This is a genomic window from Cupriavidus sp. 05L411 (assembly GCF_056398045.1).
In genome coordinates this window covers 61616-85002 of the sequence record NZ_JBFTOQ010000029.1, presented here as the reverse complement: position 1 = coordinate 85002, position 23387 = coordinate 61616, and the positions used below count along the sequence as shown (strand labels likewise).

Genomic DNA, 23387 nt, shown 5'->3' with positions numbered 1-23387 from the left:
CGTCCGGCTCGGTGTATGCGCGCTSATGAAACCAATGTTTCTCTGCATGTTGTGCGCCGCGAGCCGCATGCATTCGTGGTTCAATAGGCGCGGTGCTTTTTTTCGCAGTGAACCATCATGACCCTGATCGACATCAAGACGCTCCAGCAAGCGGCCGCCGCATTTGGCGAGGCCCGCGGCTGGGGCAAGTATCACAGCCCCAAGAACCTGGCCATGGCGCTGAGCGTGGAAGTGGCCGAGCTGGTCGAGATTTTCCAGTGGAAGACGGAGGAGGAGGCGCGCGCCGTCATGTCCACGGACGAGCGCGCGCACGTGGAGCAGGAGCTGGCGGACATCACGATCTACCTGGCGCAGCTGCTGACCGCGCTCGATGTTGACCTGAACGCGGCGGTGAAGGCCAAGATGGAGATGAATGCGGTGAAGTATCCGGCGAAGACGGGCGGCACGGATTGAGGTGAGGGGCGCCAGGGCAGTGGCGCCGCCTGAGAGTCTTCAGCGCGCTGGCGCACCCTTTTGCCCGCCAAGCCGCGGATTGGGATATTCGCAGCCCAGCTCGACCCGGCCCTTGTACTCGCGGGCCACGATCCACGCGCCGCGCGCGCTCTCGCGGGCCAGGCCCCGGCCGGCCACGCCGCGCAGGCCGAGCTGGCTGGCCACGGCGTTGACGTCGGTGGCGCTGGTGATGCCATAGGCCGTGTAGTTGCCGAGCTGGTAGTCGCCGAAGCGCACGTCCGTGGTGGGCAGGCCGGCAACGCTGACGGGCTTGGGGGTGCGATACACGGCGGAGGCAAAGCCGCTCAGTTCGTCGTTCTTGCTCCACCCGGGCAGCCCGCCGTCTTCCAGGGCATCGACGTAGGCGGCCACGCCGCTGGCTTCGCCCTTGCAGTCGAGCAGGGCGGCTAGCGGTGGCAGGTTGGCCGCGTGGGAGATGGCGGGGCCGCCGATGGCCAGCAGGATAGCGCCCAGGCGCAGCAGTTGCTTCTTCATTGTTATTGTTCCGAGGTTGGGATTGGCGCGATATTGTCCGTCATGACTGCATGACGCGCGATGGAACTCCGGTGCCCCTCTTTCTCACCGTTCCATCCCGGGCCACATGCCGGTAGACTTTGGCATCGAGGCCAAGCCAGGCATTGGCCGTCGATGCCGCATCGCTGGTCCCCATCCCCCCGTTCCGGCCGGACATTCCCGGCCGCTTCCATGCTGGAGCCCCCGCACCGCCATGAAGATCCTGATCGCACGACTGAACCACGAAACGAATACCTTCTCGCCGGTGGCGACGCCGCTGTCGTCCTTTCATCCGCAATACGGCGAGGACGCGTATCGGGCGAGCAAGGGCACGCGCACGGCCATCGGTGCCTTTATCGACCTGGCCGAGGCGGCAGGCGCGGCGCTGGTGGTGCCGGTCACGGCCAGCGCCAACCCGAGCGGACGCGTCGCGGCCGATGCGTATGCGACCTTGTGCGATGCCATCGTGAAGGCGGCGCCTGGGTGCGACGGCGTGATGCTCGACCTGCACGGCGCCATGGTCGCGCAGAACAGCGACGACGGCGAGGGTGAGTTGCTGGCGCGTTTGCGCGAAGTGCTGCCGCATGCGCCGATTGCCGTTGCGCTGGACCTGCACGGCAACGTGACGCAGGCCATGATCGATCACGCGGATATCGCGGTCAGCTTCAAGACCTATCCGCACGTGGACATGTACGAGACCGGCGAGCACGCGGGCCGCCTGCTGATGCGCATGCTCGAGCAAAAGGCGCGCCCCGCGCTGGCCTGGCGGCGCCTGCCGATGGTCACGCACACACTGCGCAGCAATACCGGCGAAGGCGCGATGCAGCGCGCGGTGGCGGCGGCCAGGCAGGCCGAGGCCGACGGCATGCTCGCGGTGTCGGTGCTGGCCGGCTTCGGGCTGGCGGATATCGCGGCGCCTTGCCTGAGCGTGCTGGTGGTGGCCGACGGCGGCCAGGCTGCGGCGCAGGCAGCGGCCGACAAGCTTGCCGCGCAGATCTGGGCGGAGCGTGCCGGCTTTGTCTATGAGAGCGAGCCGCTGGCTGAATCGATTGCGCACGCCGCGCAGCTGGCCGCGCAAGGCGGCAGCGGGCCGGTGCTGTTGCTGGACCACGGCGACAACTGCATGTCGGGCGGCACCTGCGACGATATGCAGGTCCTGCGCGAGGCCTTGCGGCAAGGCTTGTCCGGCATTGCCGTGGGGCCGGTATGCGACCCGCAGGCCGTAGCCGCGATGATCGAGGCCGGCGTGGATGCCCGCGTGACGTTGCCAGTGGGCAACAAGGTGCCGCTGACCCAGCTTGGCATCTACCCGACGCCGCTGACCCTGACCGGCCGGGTGGCCGCCATCGGCAATGGAGAATACGTGATCAGTGGCCCGACCTACACCGGCGCGCGCATCCGCATGGGCCGCACCGTGCTGCTCGATATCGGCGCGGCGCAGGTGGTGGTGACCGAGACACCGCAGGAGCACTGGGACCTGGGCATCTTTACCCATATCGGTGTGGATCCTCTGGCGCAGCGCTACCTGTTGCTGAAGTCGCGCATGTACTGCCGGCCGGTGTTCGTGCCGATCGCAAAGGCGGTGGTGGAGTGTGATGGCGGTGGCGTGACGAGTTCGCGCTACACGCAGTTCCCGTTTGCGCGCCTGACGCGGCCGGTGTATCCGCTGGACGCGGACGTGACCTTGGCCGCGTAGCTAGCGGGCGGCGGCCGGAGTGGGCGAGTCCTGATGCCCTCCTCGTGCCGCCGCTACGCCGCTAGCCAACGGCTACAGGTCAGCGGCCCTGGCCCAGCGCCGCATCGATCGCCTCCAGCAGGCGCGGATCGTTCGCGGCGACGTCCGGCGCGAAGCGCGCTACCACCTTGCCTTCCCGGTCGATCAGGAATTTCTCGAAGTTCCACAGCACATCGGTGGCGTTCTCCGGGTTCACGCCGTAGCCCTTCAGGCGTTCACGGAAAGGGCCGTCGCCGATGGCGGCCGGCTGGGCTTGCGTCAGCGCCGCGTACAGCGGATGCTGGTCCGGCCCGAGCACCGAGACCTTCGAGAACATCGGGAAGTGCACGTCGTAGGTCAGCTTGCAGAATTCCTGGATCTGCGCCTCGTCGCCCGGCTCCTGGCCTTTGAAGTTGTTGGCCGGGAATCCCAGCACCTCCAGGCCCTCGGCGCGCTTGGCCTGGTACAGCGCTTCGAGCCCTTCGTACTGGGGCGTCAGGCCGCACTTCGATGCCACGTTCACAACTAGCAGCACACGAGCGCGAAAATCCGCGAGCCGGCTGTCGGTGCCGTCGATGCGTTTCAGGGGAATGTCGTACAAGGTGCTTGCCATCGTTCGTCCTTACGTGAGTGCTACGGATGCCATGGAGCCGACAGTATGCAGGCCTTGGGGGTTTCTTGCCGGTGGGCGTCCCGGCTTCGCGCGCATGCTGCATTGCAGCGTCAAAGCGCCACGGCTGCGCCACAGCCCTTATTGTTGCCACTGCCCGCAACCGCACACCCATTCCCCCGCAGTATTTCCTAAACTGCAAGACACTCGCCATCACGGCCAGCGGTCCCCGCGCTGGCCCTTCCGCCATGCCGCGCCTTGTCTTTGCCTCTGCGATCCAGCGCCATATCCCGAGCCCGGAGCGGGAAGTGCCCGCGGCTACCGTCTGCGCCGCGCTGGAGATGGCGTTTCGGGAGCAGCCGGAGCTGCGCGGCTATATTCTCGATGACCAGGGCCAGTTGCGCCGGCACCTGGCGGTGTTTGTGGATGGCTCGGCCATTCGCGACCGCCGGCGCATGAGCGATCGCGTGGGCGCCAGCAGCCAGATCTTTGTGGTGCAGGCGCTGTCAGGCGGTTGACGGCTTGCCGCTGAAGGCTCGGCGCTCAAGCGTGGAGGTCAGCATGAACGATCAACTTCTCATTGGCACGCGCAAGGGCTTGTTGATGCTGCGGCGCGACAGCGCGCTCACCTGGCTGCAGGAGTCGGTGCATTTCCTGGGCGAGCCCGTGAGCATGGTGCTGGGCGATCCGCGTGACGGTGCCTTGTATGCGGCACTCAACCTTGGGCATTTTGGCGTCAAGCTATGGCGGCGCAGGGCGCGCGGCGTGGCGTGGGAGGCTTGCGCGGTGCCGGTTTATCCGCCCCAGCCGGAGCCGGATCCGCCCCGGGACGCGGCCGTGCCGGGCGTACCCATCCCTGCGCAAGCCGGCGAACCCGCGGTTGCCGCGCCGCCGGTGCCGTGGTCCTTGCAGCAGATCTGGTCGATGGAAACCGGCGGAACCGACGAGCCCGGCGTGCTGTGGGCCGGCACTTTGCCGGGTGGCTTGTTCCGCTCGGGCGACGGCGGCGCCAGCTGGGCGCTGAACCGGCCGCTGTGGGACCGCCCCGAGCGCAGCGAGTGGTTCGGCGGCGGCTACGATGTGCCGGGCATCCACTCCATCTGCGTGGATCCGCACGATAGCCGCCACGTCACCGTGGCCGTGTCGTGCGGCGGTGTGTGGCAAACGCGGGACGGTGGCAGGAACTGGGCCTGCACGGCGAGCGGCATGGTGGCCGACTACATGCCACCGGAGCGGCGCGAGGATGGCAATATCCAGGATCCGCACCGGCTGGCGCAATGTGCCGGCCATCCGCATGCAATGTGGGTGCAGCACCATGGCGGGATCTTTCGCTCTGGCGATGCGGGCATGCACTGGCAGCGCTTGCACGCCAAGCCGTCGAGCTTTGGCTTTGCCGTGGCGGCGCATCCGCGCCGGCCCAATACCGCGTGGTTCGTGCCGGCAGTCAAGGATGAATGCCGCGTGCCGGTGGACGGCAAGCTGGTGGTCACCCGCACGCGTGACGGTGGGGTGAGTTTCGAGGCATTCTCCGAGGGGCTGCCCGCGGCGCCGTCGTATGACCTGATCTACCGGCACGGGCTGGCGGTGGACCATACCGGCGAGCGGCTTGCCATGGGGTCCACCACCGGCAGCCTGTGGATATCGGAGAGCGGCGGGGAGCGCTGGAAGCTGTTCTCGGCACATCTGCCGCCGATTTACTGCGTGCGCTTTGTTTGAGTTGTCCGCGCGCGCTCAGGGCCCATCGATTCACCTGGACAGGACGCGAACGCATGGCTGAAGCAAGCGCTAGGAGCACAACCCAATCCCACGAAGCGCCCATCGCCCGCGTCGGCATCGGCGGATGGAGCTTCGCCCCCTGGCGCGACAACTTCTATCCCGCCAGGCTGACGCAAAGCCGGGAGCTGGAATACGCCAGCCGCCAGCTCACCGCCATCGAGATCAACAGCACTTACCACGGCACCCAGAAGCGCACCTCGTTTGCCAAATGGCGCGACGAGACGCCGGATGGCTTTGTGTTCTCGCTCAAGGCATCGCGCTTTGCCACCAACCGCCGCGTGCTGGCGGAGTCCGGCGAGTCCATCGCGCGCTTTCTCGACAGCGGCATCGCCGAGCTGGGCGACAAGCTCGGCCCCATCGTCTGGCAGTTCGCGCCCACCAAGCCGTTCGACCCGGAAGATTTCGAGGCCTTCCTGGCGCTGCTGCCGGCATCGGTCGAAGGCCGCAAGCTGCGTCATGTGCTCGACGTGAGGCACGAGAGCTTCATGACGCTGGACTATCTCAAGCTCGCGCGCAAGTACAAGGCGGCCACTGTGTTCACGGACTCGGACAAGTATCCGTCCTTCGCGGATCTCACCGCGGATTTTGTCTATGCGCGGCTGATGCGCTGTGCACAGACGCTGAGGAGTGGTTACGCGCCCAAGGCGCTGGATGCATGGGGTGAGCGCGTGCAGGCCTGGGCGGCGGGCGGGAGGCCGGAGGATCTACCGCAAGTGGATGCCAGTGCACCTGCAAAGCGCAAGCGCGAAGTCTTCGTGTTCTTTATCAGCGGGGCCAAGGAACGCGCGCCGGCGGCGGCGCAGGCGCTGCTGGCGCGGCTGGGATGGCAGGCGCCGCCCTGGGAAGCCGGCGCCAAGGGTAAATAGACGCCGGGAGGCGACAAATTGACGACAGAAGCGCGGCAGCCAGCCCGGTATAATCCGGCATGACCTCAAGCCCTACCCAATCCGCAGCGCCCGCCGCTGCCGGCGCCTCTTTCTCCAAACTGCCCCTTTCGCCCGCCACCCTGGCGACGCTGGAGCAACTCGGCTACCAGACCATGACCCCGATCCAGGCGGCCAGCCTGCCGATCGCGCTGGCCGGCCAGGACCTGATCGCGCAGGCCAAGACCGGCAGCGGCAAGACCGCCGCCTTCGCACTGGCGCTGCTGAACCGGCTCGATGCGCGCCGTTTCGACGTGCAGGCGCTGGTGCTGTGCCCCACGCGTGAACTGGCCGACCAGGTCACGCAGGAAATCCGCCGCCTGGCGCGCGCGGAAGAGAACATCAAGATCCTGACGCTGTGCGGCGGCTCGCCGATGCGCCCCCAGGCCGACAGCCTGGCGCATGGCGCACATATCGCCGTGGGCACGCCCGGCCGCATCATGGATCACCTGGAGCGCGGCACGCTGAACCTGGATGCGCTCAACACGCTGGTGCTGGACGAAGCCGATCGCATGCTCGACATGGGCTTCTTCGACGACATCGCCTATGTGGCGAGCCACTGCCCCAAGGAGCGCCAGACGCTGCTGTTTTCGGCCACCTATCCCGAAGGCATCGCCAAGCTCAGCCAGCAGTTCCTGCGCAAGCCGCGCGAGGTCAAGCTGGAAGAGCAGCACGACGACAGCAAGATCCGCCAGCGCTTCTACGAGGTGGCCGACAGCGACCGCCTGAACGCCGTGGGCCTGCTGCTCAATCATTTCCGCCCGGTCAGCACGCTGGCCTTCTGCAACACCAAGGCCCGCTGCCGCGACCTGGTCGACCTGCTGCGCGCGCAAGGCTTCGAAGCCCTGGCGCTGCACGGTGAGCTGGACCAGCGCGAGCGCGACCAGGTGCTGGTGCAGTTYGCCAACCGCAGCTGCTCGGTGCTGGTSGCSACCGACGTKGCSGCGCGCGGGCTSGACATTGCCCAGCTCGAAGCGGTGATCAACGTCGACGTCACGCCCGACCCCGAGGTCTACGTCCACCGCATCGGCCGTACCGGCCGCGCGGACCAGGATGGCTGGGCGCTTAGCCTGGCGAGCATGAACGAGATGGGCCGCGTGGGCAATATCGAGCAGGCCATGGGCGCCGAGATGGAGTGGCAGCCCCTGTCCGACCTGACTCCCGCCAGCAACGAGCGCCTGCTGCCCCCCATGGTCACGCTGCAGATCCTTGGCGGGCGCAAGGAAAAGATGCGCCCCGGCGACATCCTCGGCGCGCTCACCGGCGACGCAGGCTACGCCAAGCACCAGATCAGCAAGATCAACGTGATGGACATGTCCACCTACGTGGCGGTCGAGCGTTCGATCGGGCGCGAGGCGATGCGCAAGCTGAATGACGGCACAGTGAAGGGCAAGCGCGTGAAAGTGCGCATGCTGACGGAATAACGGTGGCCGCGACGCTGCTGTCCCCGCGCATGGCGCGCTCGCCCTGCCTGCTTGGTGCTGCCCGATGAAAACGCCGAAGCGGCTGCAGCCGCTGGTCGAAGATGGCCTGGTCGATGAGGTGTTGCGCCAGCTGATGAGCGGCAAGGAAGCCACCGTCTATGTCGTGCGCAGCGGTGGCGAGATCCGTTGCGCCAAGGTCTACAAGGATGCCGCGCAACGCAGCTTCCGCCAGGCCTCGACCTACCAGGAAGGGCGCAAGGTCAAGAACAGCCGGCAGGCGCGCGCCATGGAAAAAGGCACGCGCTACGGGCGCAAGGTGGCAGAAGAAGCCTGGCACAACGCGGAGGTGGATGCGTTGTACCGCCTTGCCGCCGCCGGCGTGCGCGTGCCCACGCCGCATCTGTGCTTCGAGGGCGTGCTGCTGATGGAGCTGGTGGTGGATGCCGAGGGCAATGCCGCGCCGCGCCTGAATGACGTGGCGCTGAGCCCGGAGCAGGCGGTGGCATTCCACGACGCGCTGATCGAGCAGGTGATCTTGATGCTGTGCGCCGGCGTGGTGCACGGCGACCTCTCCGAATTCAACATCCTGGTGGACGCCGACGGCCCGGTCATCATCGACCTGCCGCAGGCGGTGGATGCCGCCGGCAACAGCGAAGCCAGCGCCATGCTGGAGCGCGATGTGGATAACCTGGCGTTTTACTTTGGCCAGTTTGCGCCGGCGCTCAACGGCACGCAGTACGGCAAGGAAATCTGGGCGCTTTACCAGGCCGGCCTGCTGCATCCCGGCGTGAAACTGACCGGCCAGGTTGCCGTGGACGACACTCCGGTGGACGTGGAAGCCGTGCTGGCGGAAGTGGAAGACGTGATCCTGGAAGAAGAGGCGCGCCAGCGCTACCTGCAAAGCGCGGAGTAGGGCGGCCGCGCGGCCACGCTGCGCTCAGAACTGCGCCGAGTACTGTACGAGCAGGAAGTTGATGCCGGGGTTGGGCCGCTTGATCCTGCCGTTGGAATAGTGCTGCAGGCGCAGCGCGACTTCGGAGTGCACGGCATCGTCAAAGTGGTAGCCGATGGCGATGCGGTCGCCGAACTGGAACGCCGTGGAGAATACGGTCGTATCCGAGATGCGGGTGCGCGAGAGCAGGTGGGCGCCGATGGCGAGATCCGCGAAGGCTGACGCGGGGCCCGCACCCTGCAAGCGAAAGACGGGCGTCAGGCCGATGTCGCCCATTGCGCCGGCGCCGCCGCCATGCGGATCCCAGGCACCTGCGGAAATCTCCAGCCCCAGGCGCAGCCTGGCCGATCGCGTGGTGGAGGCCCACAGGTCCTGCCGCAGGTCCCAGCGCAGCTCGAGGCGGCCAAGGTTGGCTTCGGGCGCGATGCCAAGCGAGACGCCGACGCGAACGGGTTCGAACCAGCCAGCGTCGGCGATGGGCGGCGGGCTCGCTTGGGCGTAGGTACAGGCGCCGTGCAGTGCGAGGACGCCGGCAAACAAAGAGACTCGCATCGAGGGGTCCTCGCAACGGACTGCAGGGCTCTCGTCCAACGCGTGGTTGCCCGGCTCTTCGTTGGATCATACACATTGGCAGCCAGGCTCGCCGGGCTTTCGTCTGCGAGGAGTCCGGCGCGGCCACGCGCGTGCAAGCCCGCCCGCACACTGGCAAAAACAGGCATGCGGCGCTCAACCGAGCCGCACCACATACCCCGCCTTCGGCTCGCTCCCGCCTGCCACCAGGCTCGCGATCCTCTCCTGCGCGGCGCCGAAGCCCTGCGCTTCGATCAGCGTCAGCCAGCCGTTCGCCGGCTCTTTCACATAATCGATAAACGCGCGTTGCGCTGCGTTGAAGCGCCGGTTCACGCCTTCGGGCCCCCAGTCAGCGTTGCGCTTGCGGATCTGCACCGGCGCGAAATAGAACTCGGCCTTGGGCCCGGGCAGGCCGGTATCGCGCAAAAAGCCCGTGTTCTGCGCCGAGCCGGCAAAGCAGTCGTACACCAGCGCGCTGCCAAAGTGATGGTGCACGCGTGCGCGCAGCGCTTCGTCGCCGGAGAAGTCCACGTAGAGCGTGGGCGCGTCGGTAGCGAGTGTTTCCAGCCCGTCGTAGCTGACCACCTCGGCATAGCAGCCAAGGCCTTCGACAAAGGCGCGGTTGCGCTGCGCGGTGATGGCGGCCAGCGAGATGCCGGGGATGTCGCGCAGGCAGAAGGCGGTGCCATAGGCGGTTTTGCTGGAGGCGCTGGACACCACCAGCCGCGTGGCGCCGAAGAAGCGGTTGTCCTCGAGGAAGTCGGCCAGCATGAACGACGTGATGAATAGCGGCCGGTATAGCATCTGGTAGTTTTCCAGCTCGGGCGCATAGGCGGCGTCATGGGTCACGCGGGTGTACTGGTTGTACGCGGAGGTCAGGGTCCGGCGGTGCTCGACGGCATCGTAGAAGCCGCGCTCGGTCACGCGCTCGGGCTGCATGCGGATATGGCTGGCGATGGGGAAGTAGCCGTAGAAGCGCTCGCCCGCCGCCACGCCGGGCACCTTGGAGTCCACCACATCGGCAAAGCCCCACACCGGCATATGGCCCCATTCTTGTTGCCCGGTGGGAAAGAACTGCCAGTAGTTCATGGCGTCGCCGAAGGCGGCGTAGGTGATGTTGTTGGTGGTGAGCGCGAAGCGGTCGATCTTCAGCAGGACTTCGCCGGGGGCGGCGTCGGAGCGTTCCTGGCGCGCTTCCAGCCGGCTTTCATTTAGGGCATGCTTGCGTGTCAGCAGGCGGGTGACCGTGAGCGATTGTTCGGCGCGGTCGTTGTGACTGCCGTGGTTGCTGTGCGTTGCCTGATCCATCGTCTGTCCCATTTTCTGTCCCATTTTTGTCCCTTTTTTACCGTCGAGGTCGATGCCACCAATGTATCGCCGCAAGCCGGCCGCCGGGTTCGGAAACGCGGGCGCCGCGGCCGAGCCGGCGCAGGCGCCCGCCAGGCCGCTGAAACGCCCGTCACAGCAGCGCGCGCGCTTTACCGTGGACGCCATCTACGAGGCGTTTGTTCGGATATGGCGTGCGCGTGGCTGGGACGGCGTGACCACGCGCGCCGTGGCGCTGGAGGCCGGATGCTCCGTAGGCACCCTGTACGAATACTTCCCCAACAAGGAGGCGCTGCTCTCCGGCTATGTACGGCACACCATCGAGCTGCTGCTTGCGCGCATCGAGGCCGAGGTGGCGTCCGCGCCCGGGCTGGACTGGCGCACGCGCGTCCGGCGCCTGGCACGGCTGACCTGCGGCGCCGACGATGCCTCGCTGGAGGGCTTCGAACACGAGATGCTCATGCTGGAAGCGCGCATCGCCGAGACCAAGCACCACCGCCGTGTGTTCGATGAGTTGTACGCGGCCTGGCAGCGCGCGCTGGCGGCATGCCCGGATTTGCCGGGCGCACCGGACCCCGCCACAGTGCGAAGCCTGCTGGAGGCGGTCTGGGGCGCGCGCCGCTATCGCCTGCTGCTGCAGGTTGCCGAGTCCTCGCGGGCGGCATGGGTGGCGCAGATGGAGCGGCTTTGCCTGCTGGCGCTGGGGGCCGCGCCGTTGCCTTCGGATCCTGCGGATTCTATGGACTCTATGGATCCTGCGGATCGCTCCTGAACCCCACCTTCTTGTGCGTGCCGTCGCAGAACGGCTTGTTGCCCGACTGGCCGCAGCGGCAAAACCAAGCCTCGGTCATGCGGGTGATGGTTCTGCCGGTGCCGCTGATGACTTCAAGATTGCCTTTGACGCGCAGCGGTCCGTTGGGGATGGGATGGATATCGAGGGGCCCGTCGCGCTGCGCCAGCGGCTCCGATGCCACGGTGGCGGCCTCGCCGGTGGCGACGAAACCCGCGCTGGCGTGGCTGCCGTCGCACAGGGGCTTGTTGCGCGAAGCCCCGCAGCGGCACAGCGTCAGGCGAAAGCCGGCGGGCTGGCCATCGATGGTGATGGCGGCGCGCAGCGCCAGCGGGCCATTCTCGAGCACGCGCACCACATTGACCAGGGGCGCCGCCTCGCCGGGGGAATCGTCGACGTTCTGGTAGCTGATGGCGCCCGACGGGCAGTTGTGCGCAATCTCGGCGATTTCTTCGGCGCTGGCGTTGTCGGGGTGGATCCACTCGCCCTCTACGCCGGGCACGAACACATCCGGGCGGTCCAGTACGCAGTGGCGCGAATGGATGCAGCGGCTGTCGTCGAAGAGCACGATGACGCGCTTGCCGGCAACTGACTCGGTGGCCATGGCTGGCCCTCCTGCGCATTGCGCGCCAGGTGGCGCGCTCCCTTTCCTTTATAGCGCTTGCCGGCGGGTTTGCGCAGTGCTTTTCGGCGGCTTGGTTTTTTTGCAAAGATTCGTGTGCGTCACCCTGTAAGGCGTGCGCGCGTGGTGCTAATCTGAAGGCGATAGGCAGCGGCGCGGTGCGCAGGTGCCCTGCCAGGCGCTCCCGCCTTTGCGCGGGTCGTGTTGCAATCCGTTGGGATCGAACAAGGAGTGGGTGATGAAAACTGCACGACAGGTTCTTGAGTCCAAACCGACTCAGGCTATCTACAGCATTCCCCCTGGCGCCACGGTTTATGCTGCGCTGCAACTGATGGCGGAAAAAGGCATTGGCGCGTTATTGGTGATCGAACGCGGCGATATCGTTGGTATTTTGAGCGAGCGGGATTAYGCGCGSAAGGTGATCCTGATGCAGCGGACTTCCCGGGAGACCTTTGTTCGCGACATCATGACGTCGGCGGTGATCTATGTGCGCGGGGATCAGAGTACCGATGAGTGCATGGCGTTGATGACGCAGCATCGGTTGAGGCACTTGCCGGTGATGGACGGCGATACCCTGGTGGGGATGTTGTCGATCGGGGACCTGGTGAAGGATATTATTTCCGAGCAGAAATTTATCATCGACCAGTTGGAGCACTACATTAGCGGGACGCCGCATCCCAAGCTCTGATCTCATTGCCCGGGGATTCCTGGTTGACGGGCGCTGGTTACCTTAACGTCACAAACTTAAAGTCAAAGTCAGTTTCATGACCCCTGCGGGGCGCCCGCCTGCCTGCTTTCTTGTCTTGTCAAAAAGGCAGGCAAGGAAGGCGCCCCATACGGCCTTGGCGCATCTCAAAAAAACCACAAGATTTCCGTCTTTTCGCTTCGTGTCGGCTTGCTGGCAGATGGCCGCGCGTACTGAGCAGAAGTACGCACGTTCTGGCAAAAGGCACGCCTGCGCCGCATCAGAAACCAACTGAGTGCCGCACTCCATATTTGGTATCCGCATATAATTATGCATTCACTGAATTAGGCCCTCCCGGGCCGTGCAGGCGGCATCTGCCAGCTCGTGGCAGTTCTCGATTCGCGCAGCGCTGGGTACGCGTCAAATCGGTTGATTTCAATTTTGTGGCCATGTTCCCCGATGTAGGCTGGCAAACGAGGTGGTTTGTTGGTGGTTGGGCGCAACGTTGGTTGCTCATGACTACGCGCCCTGCTGCCTCCGATGCCTCCGATGTCTTCCTCCGCTCCTGCTTCATCTGCTGCTTCTGCTTCTGCTTCTGCTTCTGCTGTTGCTACCCCTGCCCTGAGCCATCAGGCCATCATGCGCGTGATCGGCGGGATCATCCTTTGCATCTTGCTGGCCGCGCTGGACCAGACCGTGGTGATTCCGGCGGTGCCGGCTATTGCCAATGACCTGAACGGGTTTGGCCATCTGTCATGGATCGTGACGGCTTACCTGATCACTTCCACCGTTTCCACGCCCTTGTACGGCAAGTTGTCGGATACCTATGGCCGGCGCCGCCTGCTGATGCTGGCGATCGCGCTGTTCATCCTGGCCTCGGTGGCGTGCGCAATGGCGGCTACGCTGGAGCAGCTGATCCTGTTCCGTGCGCTGCAAGGCATTGGCGGTGGCGGCTTGATGTCGCTGGCGCAGGCGGCGATCGCGGATGTGGTGGCGCCGCGCCAGCGTGGGCGTTACCAGGGCTACCTGGCGACCGTGTGGGCGGTGGCTTCCATTGCCGGCCCGCTAGTAGGGGGCTGGACTTCGGATCATTTGTCGTGGCGCTGGCTGTTCTGGATCAATGTGCCGCTGGGGCTGCTGGCCATGTTCATGTGCTATCGGGGCCTAAGCCAGTTGCAGGCGCGTGGCGGCTCGGCGCGGGTGGACTGGGGCGGCGCGCTGCTGCTGACGGTTTCCATCGTGGCCTTCCTGCTGGCGATGAGCTGGGGCGGCGATGTCTACGACTGGATCTCGCCGGAGATCGCTGGCCTGGCGCTGCTGGCCTTGGTGGCGGTGGCCGCGCTGGTCTGGCAGGAGCGCCGCGCGGGCGACCCGATGCTGCCGCCGCGGCTGTTCCGCAACCGCGCTTATGTGCTGGGCGTGGCGGCGTCCGCGATGGCTGCGCTGAATATCTTCTTGTGCATCTTCGCGCTGCCGCTGCATTTCCAGCTGGTGCGCGGCGCCGACGCGTCGGAGTCCGGCTTGCTGGTGGTGCCGTTCCTGCTCTCCACGGTGGCGGGCAATTTCATCGTGGCCGGGCTGGCGCCGCGCCTGGGGCGCATGCGCGGCATCCTGACCGGTGGTTTCATCGCGGCGGCGCTGGGCTTGCTGGCGCTCGTGGTGATTTCGCCGTCCACGCCGCTGGCGTTGGTGTTGCTGGCCATGATGGTGGCCGGCGTGGGGCTGGGCATGACCATGGTCGGCACCTTGATGACGGTGCAGAACGTGCTGGAGCGCCGCGATACCGGCGCCGGCACCGGCGCGCTGCTGGTGCTGCGCTCGCTGGGCAGCGCCTTTGGCGGCGCGCTGGCCGGCACCTTGCTGACGCTGGAATTCCGCAACGCGCTGCATGCGTCCGGCGTGACGCAGGTGCTGGACCTGGGTGCGCTGCGCCACGGCAGCGAGGCGCTGGCCCATCTCTCTCCCGCGGTGCGGGACGTGCTGACGGGCGGCGTGGAGTCGGGCTTCCGGCTGATTTTTGCCGTGGGCACCGTGGCCGCGCTGCTGGGGCTGGTGATCGTGCGCCGCATGCCGGACGTGGAGTTGCGCAGCAGCGTGAGCGAGCACGCGGCCACGCTGGCCATGGAGTAAGCGGGGGGAGGCTTGCGCATCCATTTCACGCCCAACGGCGTAAACTACAGACAGACCATCTCCGGAGTTTCCTACATGCGCAGCCTTCCCGAACAGCGCTCACGCGCCCTGCAACGCATCGCCTTGTCCGGCGCGTTGGTCCTGGCCGCTGCCGCCGCTGTTGTCGCCACGCCGCGTGTTGCGCAAGCCGCCGATACCCCGGCAGCCACCGCCGCCAAGCCGGCCGGCGCCTGCCCGGCCTCGCTCAACTTCAAGTTCCCCCGCCTGCAGGACGAAGCGCCGCAAAATCTCTGCCAGTACGCCGGCAAGGTCGTGGTGGTGGTCAATACCGCCAGCTATTGCGGCTTCACCCCGCAATATGAAGGGCTGGAGGCGCTATACGCCAAGTACCGCGAACGCGGGCTGGTGGTGCTGGGCTTCCCGTCGAACGACTTTTCGCAGGAGCCGGGCTCTTCCAAGGAGATCGCCGACTTTTGCTACAACACCTATGGCGTGAAATTCCCGATGCTGGGCAAGTCGCACGTGCGCGGCAGCGATGCCAATCCCATGTATGCGCTGCTGGCCAAGCAGTCCGGCACCACGCCCAAGTGGAATTTCTACAAGTACGTGATCGACCGCAACGGCCAGGTGGTGGGCAGCTATAACAGCATGACCAAGCCCGACGACAAGCAGTTCGTGAGCAAGATCGAGCAACTGCTGGACGGCGCGCGCTAAGCCACCAGGCTATTGCGCCGCCATCGGCACCGCACGGCTTCGCAGCATGAGGCCGTGCGCCACCGGGTTGAGCGCGGCAAAGCCGATCCCGGCCAGGCACGCCGCTGGAGCCGCTGTTCAACGCGCTGCGGGAACGCATTGCCGCAAGGGCGGTCGCGTCCGGCGTGACCACGCCCAAGCCATCGGGGCACGATTCGATCCCTTCTTGACCAGCATCAAGCCGCCGGAGCGCCGCCATCGCTACTTTCGCCGCTTTGGGGAGAGACAGACGATGGCCATCACGCTATACGACGCCGGCGGGCACACCTGCCTGCTGTTTTCGGACCTGGTCGAGGAGGAGCACGGCGAGGTGGTGCAGACCAACCAGTTCCTGATCGTCGACGCCGGCCACGGCGCGCTGATCGATCCGGGCGGGCACATGACCTACGGCGAGCTGTATCTCGCCATCAGCCGCTACTTTCCGCCCAAGCAGCTCGACTACGTGCTGGCGTCGCACGCCGATCCGGACATCGTGGCTTCGGTCGGGCGCTGGCTGACCGCCTCCGATAGCCGCATCCTGATCTCGCGCGTCTGGGCGCGGTTTTTGCCGCATTTCTGCCAGGCGGGCAAGACGCAAGGGCGCATCGTCACCATCCCCGATGCCGGTATGCCGATCGCGCTGGGCAACTGCACATTGCTGGCGGTGCCGGCACATTTTCTGCACTCGGAGGGCAACTTCCAGTTCTACGATCCCATCAGCAAGATCCTGTTCTCCGGCGACCTGGGCGCGGCCATGACCAGCGCGCGGGAAGCCGGCGCGGTGGTGAGCGATTTTGCCGCGCACACCCACGCCATGCTGCCCTTCCACCAGCGCTACATGAGCGGCAACCGCGCGTGCCGGCTGTGGGCCAATATGGCGCGCGGGCTGGATATCGAGTGGATCGTGCCGCAGCACGGCCCGTCGTTTCGCGGCAAGGCGATGGTGGCGCAGTTCATCGACTGGGTCTCCACGCTGGAGTGCGGGCTGGACTTGCTCAGCCAGGACAACTACAGGCTGCCGCCTTTCACCACAGCGGCAGCCTGACGCCCGGCACCGGTTGCACGATCAATCGCGTGCCAGCCCCTCGGCCACCAGCGCCTCGCGCACCTTCGGCCGCGCGGCCACGCGCGACAGGTAGGCCTGCAGCGCGGGATATGGGTTGAGCGGCATGCTCAGGAGATTGGCCCAGTTGGCGACGGCGAAGCAGTAGGCGTCGGCCACGGTGAATTGCGTGCCGCACAGGTAGTCGCGCGTGGCCAGGTGCCGGTCCAGCTCGGCGAAGCGCAGCGCCACCTTGGCTTTGCAATCCTCGCGCGTGCTCTGCGCGGTTTCCTTGTGCCACAGCCACGGGCTGAAGACCTTGTGCAGCTCGGTGGAGACCAGCGTCAGCCAGCCCACCGCTTCCAGGCGCGCCTTGGTGCCGGCCGCCGGCAGCAGCGCCTTGCCCGGGGCAAGGTCCGCCACGTATTGCAGCAGCGATGCGGCTTCGGTGTGGCGCGAGCCATCGTCCAGTTGCAGCATCGGCACGTAGCCGCGCGGGCTCACTGTGTAGAAGTCGTCGCTGCCGTTTTCCGGCTCGGTCAGCTTGTGGCTGGCCAGGTCGACCTTGGCGAGCGAAAACGGCAGGCCGGCTTCGCGCAGTGCGATATGCACGGCCAGGGAGCAAGCGCCAGGGGAGTAGTAGAGCTTCATCGGGTGGTCCTCGCTGTTTTGGGTTCGGTTTTTCAGGGTTTGCCGCCACGCCTTGTGGTGGCAGTGCAGGCAGTCTAGGATTGCGAATGCGCAACCACAATGCGCGCTGGCGCAAGTCATGACTGCAAATTTGCAATGAACATACCCTACCAACTCTCTTCCCCCGATCTCGACGTGGTGCTGGCATTGGTGCGTTGCGCCACGCTGGCCGAAGCCGGGCGCCGGCTCGGGCTTGATGCCTCCACCGTGTTCCGCGCGCTGCAGCGCATCGAGAAAGGGCTGGGGCGGCGCCTGTTCGAGCGCAGCCGCGCGGGTTACCTGCCGACCGAACTTGCCCAGCAATTCGCACAGCATGCCGAACGCATCGAGGCCGAGCTGGAGGCGGCGCGCGCCCATGCCTCGGTGTCGGCCGGCACGGTGTCGGGCCTGGTGCGCATCACCACCACCGATACCGTGCTGCATGGCATGGTGCTGCCGGCACTGGCGGCGCTCGGGCGCCAGCATCCCGGGCTGAGCTTCGAGCTGATCGCCACCAATGAGCTGGTCAGCCTGACCCGGCGCGACGCCGACATCGCCGTGCGCGCCACGCGCCATCCGCCCGATCACCTGATCGGCAAGTGCCTCGGACCTTTGCGCGTGGCGGTGTTCGCGGCGCGGGAGCTGGTGGAGGCGGCCGGCATCGCGATTCCCGGGCACGGCGGCGCCGTCGACCTTGCCGCGCTGGCCACGCTGCCGTGGATCGCGCCGGACGAGGCCATGCCCGATCACCCGTCGGTGCGCTGGCGCCGCAAGCACCTGCCGCGCGTGGTGCCGCAGTACCGCGTCAACAGCATCGCCGGCGTGCTGGAAGGCGTCGAGGCAGGGCTCGGCGCCGGCATTGTTTCGCTGATGATCGGGCGGCGCAGCGGCAAGCTGGTGGCGCTCACCGGCACGCTGGACGAGTGCGACACCGACCTGTGGCTGCTGACACATCCCGAGTCCCGGCATCTGCGGCGCATCGCCACCGTGGTCAGCCACCTGGCGGAGCATGTCAGGCTGGATGCGTAGGGCGGGGAGAACGTGCGCTCACGGCGCCGCCAGCGCGGCGGGAATGGCGCTGGCCAGAAAATCGTAGACCGCGCGGATGCGCGCGCTGCCGCGGATTTCCCGGTGCACGGTGAGCCAGACCGGCAGCGGCGGAATGGACAGCTCGGGCAGCACCGTGCGCACGCGCGCATCGCCGGCGGCGATATAGCGCGCCGCAAAGCCCACGCCCAGGCCGGCGCGGATCGACTGCCACAGCACGATGTCGTCATCGCTGCGCACCGCAAACGCCTCACGCGTGATCTCCACACCCATGGCGCGAAAGCCGCGCAGGATCGTGTCGTCGTGGTCATAGCCGATCAGGTCGAAGCGCGGCAGGTCCTGCGCCGTGCGCGGCACGCCCTTGCGCCGCAGGTAGTCCTCGTGGGCGCAGGCACATAGCGCCACGGACGCCACCTTGCGCGCGATCAGCGATGCCTGCACCGGCCGCACCATGCGGATGGCGATATCGGCCTCGCGCCGCAGCAGGTTGCTGACGGCGTTGGACGACACCACTTCGATGGCGAGTTGCGGCTCGCGCAGGCGCAGGTCCGCCAGCAGCGGCGGCAGCAGGTAGCTAGCCACCGCGCGGCTCGCGGAGATGCGCACCGTCCCCGCAATGCCCGCCTGGTCGCGCGCGAGCGTGCGCGCGACCGCGTCCGCGCCCTGCTGCATCACCCGCGCATGCCCGGCGATGGCGCGCGCAGCCTCTGTCGGCTGCAGGCCGTGGCTGGTGCGCTCGAACAGCGGCACGCCGAGCTGCGCCTCCAGTTGCGCCACGTGGCGCCCCAGCGTGGGCTGGCTGCTGGAAAGCTGGCGCGCCGCGCCCAGCAGGCTGCCGGCCTCCATCACGGCCAGGAAGGAGCGCATCAGCGCCCAGTCGAATGCTTCGGCCATTTTCTCCATCGCTCCTTGCCTGGCGCGCTATTCAAAAATGAATTCGCGTGTTGCATATTCATGCAATTGTGGCGCAGCGAAGGATTGCCCACAATGGTCTTCAGGCCATGCCGCAAGGAGAACGTAATGCTGGAGAACGCGATGCAGGAGAACATGATGCGCGATACCGTGTTGATACTCGGCGCCAACGGCCGGCTTGGCCGCACCCTGGTGGATGCCTTTGCGGCAGCCGGCTGGACGGTGCTGGCGCAGGCACGCCGGCCGCTGGCGGGCACGGCGGCGCACAACGTGCGCGGCCTGGCTATCGATGTGGCCAACACCACGAAGCTGCTCGCCGCCGCGCGCGGCGCCAGCGTGGTGGTGAACGCGCTCAACCCGGGCTATACCGAATGGGAGCAGCACGCCGAAGCACTGGCGCGCAGTGGCATGGCGGTGGCGCAGGCGCTGGACGCCCTGCTGCTCTATCCCGGCAACGTCTACAACTTCGGCGAGTCGATGCCGCCGCTGCTGCGCCCCGATACCGCCGAGCGGCCCAGCGCGCGCAAGGGCGAGATCCGCCGCGCCATCGAGGCCGGCCTGCGCGAGCGTGCGCCCGGGCTGCGCAGCGTGGTCCTGCGCGCGGGCGATTTCTTCGGCGGCCCGGGGCGCGGCGCATGGATGGACCTGGCGATCGCCAAGTCGCTCGATCAAGGCAAGGTGGTCTATCCAGGCCCGCGCGACCGCGCGCATGCCTGGGCCTACCTGCCCGACCTGGCGCAGGCCTTCGTTGCGGTGGCACGGCGTCACGCGGATCTGCGCGGCCATGCCGTGCTGCATTTCGCGGGGCATACGCTAACGGGCGATGAACTGGTGAGCGCGCTGGCCGAAGCCAGCGGCATGGCGCACGCACCGCGCGTGGCCGGCATGCCATGGTGGCTGATTCGCGCAGGTGGCGCGGTCGTGCCCATGTGGCGCGAGCTGGCTGAGATGGCTTACTTGTGGAAGGTACCGCACGCGCTCGATGGCACGGCGCTGGAAGCCCTGGTGGGCGAGCTGCCGCGCACGCCGCTCAAGCAAGCGCTGCGCGCAAGCCTGGGCGAACTGGGTTTGCGGGTGGCCGCCTGAGTGCGGCGCCAGGCCGCGCAACTTAGTCCAGCATCGCCGCCAGCGTCGGCGGCAACCCGCGATTCGGCTTGTGCGGCGGGCGCGCGAAGCTGCCTTGCGCCGCGCCAGTGGGCGCCAGCGCAATCAAGCTCTCGCAATGCCGGATCGCGCTGGACACGCCATCCACCACCGGCACCGGAATCCGGTCCTTGAGCGTACGCGCCAGCCCGGCCAGCGGCGCGCCGGCCACGATGATCACGTCCGCGCCGTCCTCGCGCACCGCCTTCAGGCTCAGTTCCTCCAGCCGCGCCGCGTGATCCTCCTGCACGCTGCCGATATCGCGCAGTGGCTGCTGCAGCGAACGCACGCTGGCCAGCCGCGAGGTCAGCCCGTTAGCCGCCACGCACTCGCGATACCAGGCCTCGATCCGATGCGAAATCGCAATGATGGAAAAACGCTGCCCAAGCAGGCAGGCGCTGGCGAGTGCCGCTTCTGTCATCCCCACCACCGGCACATTGAACAGTTCCTTCAACCCCGCCAGCCCAGGATCGCCAAACGCAGCCACCACCAGGCCATCGAACTGCCCCTGATGCTCCGCCGCCACGCAAGCCGTAGCGTAGCCCCCCACCAGCGCCTCGAAACGCGTCTCGATATAAGCCACGCCAAACTGCGCCGTCGCCATCGTCAGCGAAGTCCCCGGCGAAGCCGTACGCAAAGCCTCCGCGCGAATCAGCTCGGTAACGCTCTCGGAAATATTAGGATTTACAACAAGAATACGCATGATCATGTCCGGAAAGAATGCTCACCACCAGCAGGCGCCCAGGGGCCCCAGGGGCCCCCACGCGATGCGAAGCGAGCCGTGAAGGTGTACCAGGCCGTATGGGGCGCCTCGTCGGCAGGCAAAAAGAGCGGAAAAGAGGGGGCCATGTCTGAGCATCGCCTTAAGGCGATGTGAGTTTGGCCCCCGGCCGCTCTTTTTGGCTGACGACGAGGGGGTGTCGCCCCATCCGGCGCGCCTTCTTTGCCTACTTTCTTGGCAAGACAAGAAAGTAGGTCGCCGCCCCGCAGGGGAGGTGAAACTGCCTTTGACTTTGAGCCTTTGAAGCTGACTTTGAAGCTGACTTTGAAGTTAAGCAGTGGAAGTCGAAACCAAAACCACCAAGCCTCAAACCAACGACGGCGCGCCCGCAGGCAAGAACTTGCCCCGCCCCGGAACCGGCTCCAGATACCTCCCATCCTCCACCAGCAACTCCCCCCGCGAGAAGCAATGCACCGGCCACCCGGTCACTTCAATCCCCTCATAAGGCGTGTAATCCACCGCATGATGCAAATCGCTATTAGCAATCCGCACCTTCCGCGAAGGATCCCACAACGCAATATCGGCATCCGCGCCAACAGCGATGGTTCCCTTGCGCGGATACAAGCCATACAGCCGTGCCGGCCGATAGGAAGTCAGTTCAACAAACTGATGCAGCGAAAGCTTGCCCTTCGCAATCCCATCAAACAACAGCGGCAAGCGCGTCTCGATGCCAGGCACGCCATTGGGAATGTGGTCAAACGGCTGGGCCGTGCCGCCCAGCCTCTTGCCTTGCGGATCGTCATAGTTGAACGGCGCATGGTCCGAGGAAAACACGCTGAACACGCCATTGGTCAGCGCACGCCAGACAGCCGCCTGGTTCTCCGGATCGCGCGGCGGCGGGCTGCACACGCACTTGGCGCCTTCGTAGCCATCATCGCCAGGCAAGCCCATATCCTCGGCAGTCAGGTACAGGTACTGCGGGCAGGTCTCGGCCAGGATCGGCAGCCCCCTGCCCTGTGCCCAGCGAATCTGCTCGATCGCCTCCTTGCCGGAAACATGCACGATCAGGATCGGCACGTCGACCAGCTCGGCAAAGGTGATAGCGCGGTGCGTGGCTTCGCGTTCCACCAGCGCAGGCCGGGCCATGCCGTGGAAGCGCGGCGAGATGCGCCCTTCCCCGACCAGCTTTTCAGTGAGCCACGAGATGCAATCCGCGTTCTCGGCATGCACCATCACCAGCGCATCGTTTTGCTTGGCCACGTCGAGCACGTCCAGCATCTCGCGGTCGGATAGCTTCAGATCGTCGTAGGTCATGTAGACCTTGAACGAGGTGTAGCCCTTGCGAATCAACTCGGGCAATTCATTCTGCAAGACGTCCGGCGTGGGGTCCGCCACGATCAGGTGGAAGCCGTAGTCCGCCACCGCGCGGCCTTCGGCGCGGCGATGGTAGTCCGCCACCGCCGCCTTGAGCGAGCCGCCCTTTTCCTGCGCCGCGAACGGGATCACCGTGGTGGTGCCACCACACACGGCAGCGCGCGTGCCGGTGAAAAAATCATCCGCCATGCGCATGCCATCGGGCATGGGCTGGTCCAGGTGGACGTGGCCATCCACGCCGCCCGGCAGCGCCAGCAGGCCGGTGGCATCCATCTCGCGCGCGGCGCGCGGCAGGCCATGGCCCAGCATGGCGATGCGGCCGTCGCGCACGCCGATGTCGCAGGTGAAGCGGTCTGAGGCGGTGACCACCTCGGCGTTGCGGATGACAAGATCAAGTTCGGTGTTCATGCGCCCTGCTCCTTCATTCCACTTCGGCAAACAAGCGGCCCCAGCCGCGCAGCGCGCGCGTGTCCACGCCGGCCAGGCGCAGCGATTTCCACACCACGGTGGAGATGGTGTCGTAGACGGGGATGCCGGTCTCGGCTTCCAGCGCTTGCACCAGGTGCGCCGCGCGCAGGTTGGTGCAGAACGTGGTGATGGCTGACGGCTTGTGCTGCGCCACTTCGCGCACCATGCGGCGGATGGTGTCTTCTTCCACCTCGGCGAAGCTGTAGTTCACGTGCAGGTCGAGGTGGCGCTCCGCCGTGCAGCTAAAGCCGTTGCGCTTGTAGTTCTGCACGATGCGTTGCTGCACATCGTCGAGATAGGGCGTGACCAGGCCGAAGTCGTGCGCGCCGGTCTTTTCCAGGATTTCGTTCAGCGCCAGCACCGAGGTGGTGGCGGGAATGCCGGTTGCCTCGGTGATCTGTCGGCACAGCGCCTGGTCTTTCTCGAAGCCGAGCCAGCCGGAAGACGTGCCGTTCCATGCGATCACGTCCACGCGCGCATCGGCCAGCAACTTGGCCGCGCCGATGATCTTGTCGAGGTCGAACTGGCCAAGGGCCTGGTCGCGCAGCGAGATCTCGGTGACGGTGAAGCGCGAGAAATGCGCGCTGACATTGGGCAAGCCGCTCACCATCGCGCTGGTGATGGGTTCCAGCGCGGTATTGGACGACGGCGTGAGCATGCCGAGGAGGGTGCGTTTGGTCATGGGGTAATGCTCTTTAGGAGATGCCGCGCCGCTGCCGGCGTGTGCCGGCGCGGCGCGACTGTATGGCTAG

General features: G+C 66.4%; 24 protein-coding genes. 14 read left to right on the top strand and 10 right to left on the bottom strand.

Features of this window, described 5'->3' with window-relative positions:
- The first annotated feature begins 117 nt into the window (after window positions 1-117).
- Window positions 118-453, top strand: coding sequence for a nucleotide pyrophosphohydrolase (locus AC1DQR_RS28105; protein WP_150985404.1), 336 nt, complete (start codon window positions 118-120; stop codon window positions 451-453).
- 39 nt (window positions 454-492) lie between these two features.
- On the opposite strand, the gene AC1DQR_RS28100 is transcribed toward AC1DQR_RS28105, so the two are convergent.
- Window positions 493-987, bottom strand: a complete 495-nt coding sequence (locus tag AC1DQR_RS28100; protein ID WP_441639190.1) for a hypothetical protein — start codon at window positions 985-987, stop codon at window positions 493-495.
- A gap of 232 nt (window positions 988-1219) precedes the next feature.
- Here AC1DQR_RS28100 and AC1DQR_RS28095 point away from each other — a divergent pair, with 232 nt between their 5' ends.
- Entirely contained in the window at window positions 1220-2701 is a 1482-nt protein-coding gene (locus tag AC1DQR_RS28095) for a M81 family metallopeptidase (RefSeq protein WP_477134176.1), read from the top strand.
- 79 nt (window positions 2702-2780) lie between these two features.
- Here AC1DQR_RS28095 and AC1DQR_RS28090 read toward each other — a convergent pair whose 3' ends face one another.
- Window positions 2781-3332 carry a glutathione peroxidase gene (locus AC1DQR_RS28090; RefSeq protein WP_416050120.1) on the bottom strand — a complete coding sequence of 184 codons (552 nt, stop codon included), beginning with the start codon at window positions 3330-3332 and terminating at the stop codon, window positions 2781-2783.
- Window positions 3333-3577: 245 nt separating this feature from the next.
- On the opposite strand from AC1DQR_RS28090, the gene AC1DQR_RS28085 reads away from it, so the two are divergent.
- The 5 genes from AC1DQR_RS28085 (at window position 3578) to AC1DQR_RS28065 (ending at window position 8365) form a co-directional block, all read left to right on the top strand.
- Window positions 3578-3847 (top strand): MoaD/ThiS family protein, encoded by a 270-nt coding sequence (locus tag AC1DQR_RS28085; RefSeq protein ID WP_043342689.1) that lies wholly within the window; start codon window positions 3578-3580, stop codon window positions 3845-3847.
- Between the two features lie 43 nt (window positions 3848-3890).
- Entirely contained in the window at window positions 3891-5045 is a 1155-nt protein-coding gene (locus AC1DQR_RS28080) for an exo-alpha-sialidase (protein WP_416050121.1), read from the top strand.
- Window positions 5046-5098: 53 nt separating this feature from the next.
- Window positions 5099-5971, top strand: coding sequence for a DUF72 domain-containing protein (locus tag AC1DQR_RS28075; protein WP_416050122.1), 873 nt, complete (start codon window positions 5099-5101; stop codon window positions 5969-5971).
- A gap of 59 nt (window positions 5972-6030) precedes the next feature.
- Entirely contained in the window at window positions 6031-7452 is a 1422-nt protein-coding gene (dbpA, locus tag AC1DQR_RS28070; RefSeq protein WP_477134175.1) for an ATP-dependent RNA helicase DbpA, read from the top strand.
- 64 nt (window positions 7453-7516) lie between these two features.
- Complete coding sequence (locus AC1DQR_RS28065) at window positions 7517-8365, top strand: PA4780 family RIO1-like protein kinase (RefSeq protein WP_174425685.1); 849 nt, start codon at window positions 7517-7519, stop codon at window positions 8363-8365.
- A 24-nt stretch (window positions 8366-8389) separates the two neighbouring features.
- Here the strand turns inward: AC1DQR_RS28065 and AC1DQR_RS28060 are convergent, their stop codons facing one another.
- Together AC1DQR_RS28060 and AC1DQR_RS28055 are read right to left on the bottom strand one after the other, a co-directional pair.
- Window positions 8390-8956 carry an acyloxyacyl hydrolase gene (locus AC1DQR_RS28060; protein WP_183035819.1) on the bottom strand — a complete coding sequence of 189 codons (567 nt, stop codon included), beginning with the start codon at window positions 8954-8956 and terminating at the stop codon, window positions 8390-8392.
- A gap of 174 nt (window positions 8957-9130) precedes the next feature.
- Entirely contained in the window at window positions 9131-10282 is a 1152-nt protein-coding gene (locus tag AC1DQR_RS28055; RefSeq protein ID WP_477134174.1) for a DUF2855 family protein, read from the bottom strand.
- Window positions 10283-10343: 61 nt separating this feature from the next.
- Here AC1DQR_RS28055 and AC1DQR_RS28050 point away from each other — a divergent pair, with 61 nt between their 5' ends.
- Window positions 10344-11072, top strand: a complete 729-nt coding sequence (locus AC1DQR_RS28050) for a TetR/AcrR family transcriptional regulator (protein ID WP_416050124.1) — start codon at window positions 10344-10346, stop codon at window positions 11070-11072.
- Here AC1DQR_RS28050 and AC1DQR_RS28045 read toward each other — a convergent pair.
- Window positions 11047-11694 carry a CDGSH iron-sulfur domain-containing protein gene (locus AC1DQR_RS28045; RefSeq protein ID WP_416050125.1) on the bottom strand — a complete coding sequence of 216 codons (648 nt, stop codon included), beginning with the start codon at window positions 11692-11694 and terminating at the stop codon, window positions 11047-11049. The two genes, AC1DQR_RS28050 and AC1DQR_RS28045, sit on opposite strands and share 26 nt — an antisense overlap.
- A 256-nt stretch (window positions 11695-11950) precedes the next feature.
- On the opposite strand from AC1DQR_RS28045, the gene AC1DQR_RS28040 reads away from it, so the two are divergent.
- The 4 genes from AC1DQR_RS28040 (at window position 11951) to AC1DQR_RS28025 (ending at window position 16304) form a co-directional block, all read left to right on the top strand.
- Complete coding sequence (locus tag AC1DQR_RS28040; RefSeq protein WP_174425681.1) at window positions 11951-12400, top strand: CBS domain-containing protein; 450 nt, start codon at window positions 11951-11953, stop codon at window positions 12398-12400.
- 636 nt (window positions 12401-13036) lie between these two features.
- A complete protein-coding gene (locus AC1DQR_RS28035; RefSeq protein ID WP_416050126.1) occupies window positions 13037-14527 on the top strand; it encodes an MDR family MFS transporter in 1491 nt (496 codons plus the stop codon).
- A gap of 75 nt (window positions 14528-14602) precedes the next feature.
- Complete coding sequence (locus AC1DQR_RS28030) at window positions 14603-15241, top strand: glutathione peroxidase (RefSeq protein ID WP_416050127.1); 639 nt, start codon at window positions 14603-14605, stop codon at window positions 15239-15241.
- Between the two features lie 271 nt (window positions 15242-15512).
- Complete coding sequence (locus AC1DQR_RS28025) at window positions 15513-16304, top strand: oxygen-binding di-iron domain-containing protein (protein ID WP_416050417.1); 792 nt, start codon at window positions 15513-15515, stop codon at window positions 16302-16304.
- A 21-nt stretch (window positions 16305-16325) separates the two neighbouring features.
- Here the strand turns inward: AC1DQR_RS28025 and gstA are convergent, their stop codons facing one another.
- Entirely contained in the window at window positions 16326-16952 is a 627-nt protein-coding gene (gene gstA / locus AC1DQR_RS28020) for a glutathione transferase GstA (protein WP_477134173.1), read from the bottom strand.
- 135 nt (window positions 16953-17087) lie between these two features.
- Here gstA and AC1DQR_RS28015 point away from each other — a divergent pair, with 135 nt between their 5' ends.
- On the top strand, window positions 17088-17999 hold the full coding sequence (locus AC1DQR_RS28015; protein WP_416050129.1) for a LysR family transcriptional regulator: 912 nt from the start codon (window positions 17088-17090) through the stop codon (window positions 17997-17999).
- Window positions 18000-18017: 18 nt separating this feature from the next.
- Here the strand turns inward: AC1DQR_RS28015 and AC1DQR_RS28010 are convergent, their stop codons facing one another.
- The gene (locus AC1DQR_RS28010) at window positions 18018-18911 is read right to left on the bottom strand and encodes a LysR family transcriptional regulator (protein ID WP_416050130.1); all 894 of its coding nucleotides are present in this window, start codon (window positions 18909-18911) and stop codon (window positions 18018-18020) included.
- Window positions 18912-19037: 126 nt separating this feature from the next.
- Here AC1DQR_RS28010 and AC1DQR_RS28005 point away from each other — a divergent pair, with 126 nt between their 5' ends.
- Window positions 19038-20015 carry an NAD-dependent epimerase/dehydratase family protein gene (locus AC1DQR_RS28005; protein WP_477134172.1) on the top strand — a complete coding sequence of 326 codons (978 nt, stop codon included), beginning with the start codon at window positions 19038-19040 and terminating at the stop codon, window positions 20013-20015.
- A 22-nt stretch (window positions 20016-20037) separates the two neighbouring features.
- Here the strand turns inward: AC1DQR_RS28005 and AC1DQR_RS28000 are convergent, their stop codons facing one another.
- The 3 genes from AC1DQR_RS28000 to AC1DQR_RS27990 form a co-directional block, all read right to left on the bottom strand.
- Entirely contained in the window at window positions 20038-20775 is a 738-nt protein-coding gene (locus tag AC1DQR_RS28000; protein WP_416050132.1) for an aspartate/glutamate racemase family protein, read from the bottom strand.
- A gap of 384 nt (window positions 20776-21159) precedes the next feature.
- Window positions 21160-22575, bottom strand: a complete 1416-nt coding sequence (gene hydA, locus AC1DQR_RS27995) for a dihydropyrimidinase (protein ID WP_416050133.1) — start codon at window positions 22573-22575, stop codon at window positions 21160-21162.
- Between the two features lie 13 nt (window positions 22576-22588).
- A complete protein-coding gene (locus tag AC1DQR_RS27990; RefSeq protein WP_416050134.1) occupies window positions 22589-23317 on the bottom strand; it encodes a maleate cis-trans isomerase family protein in 729 nt (242 codons plus the stop codon).
- Window positions 23318-23387: the final 70 nt, after the last annotated feature.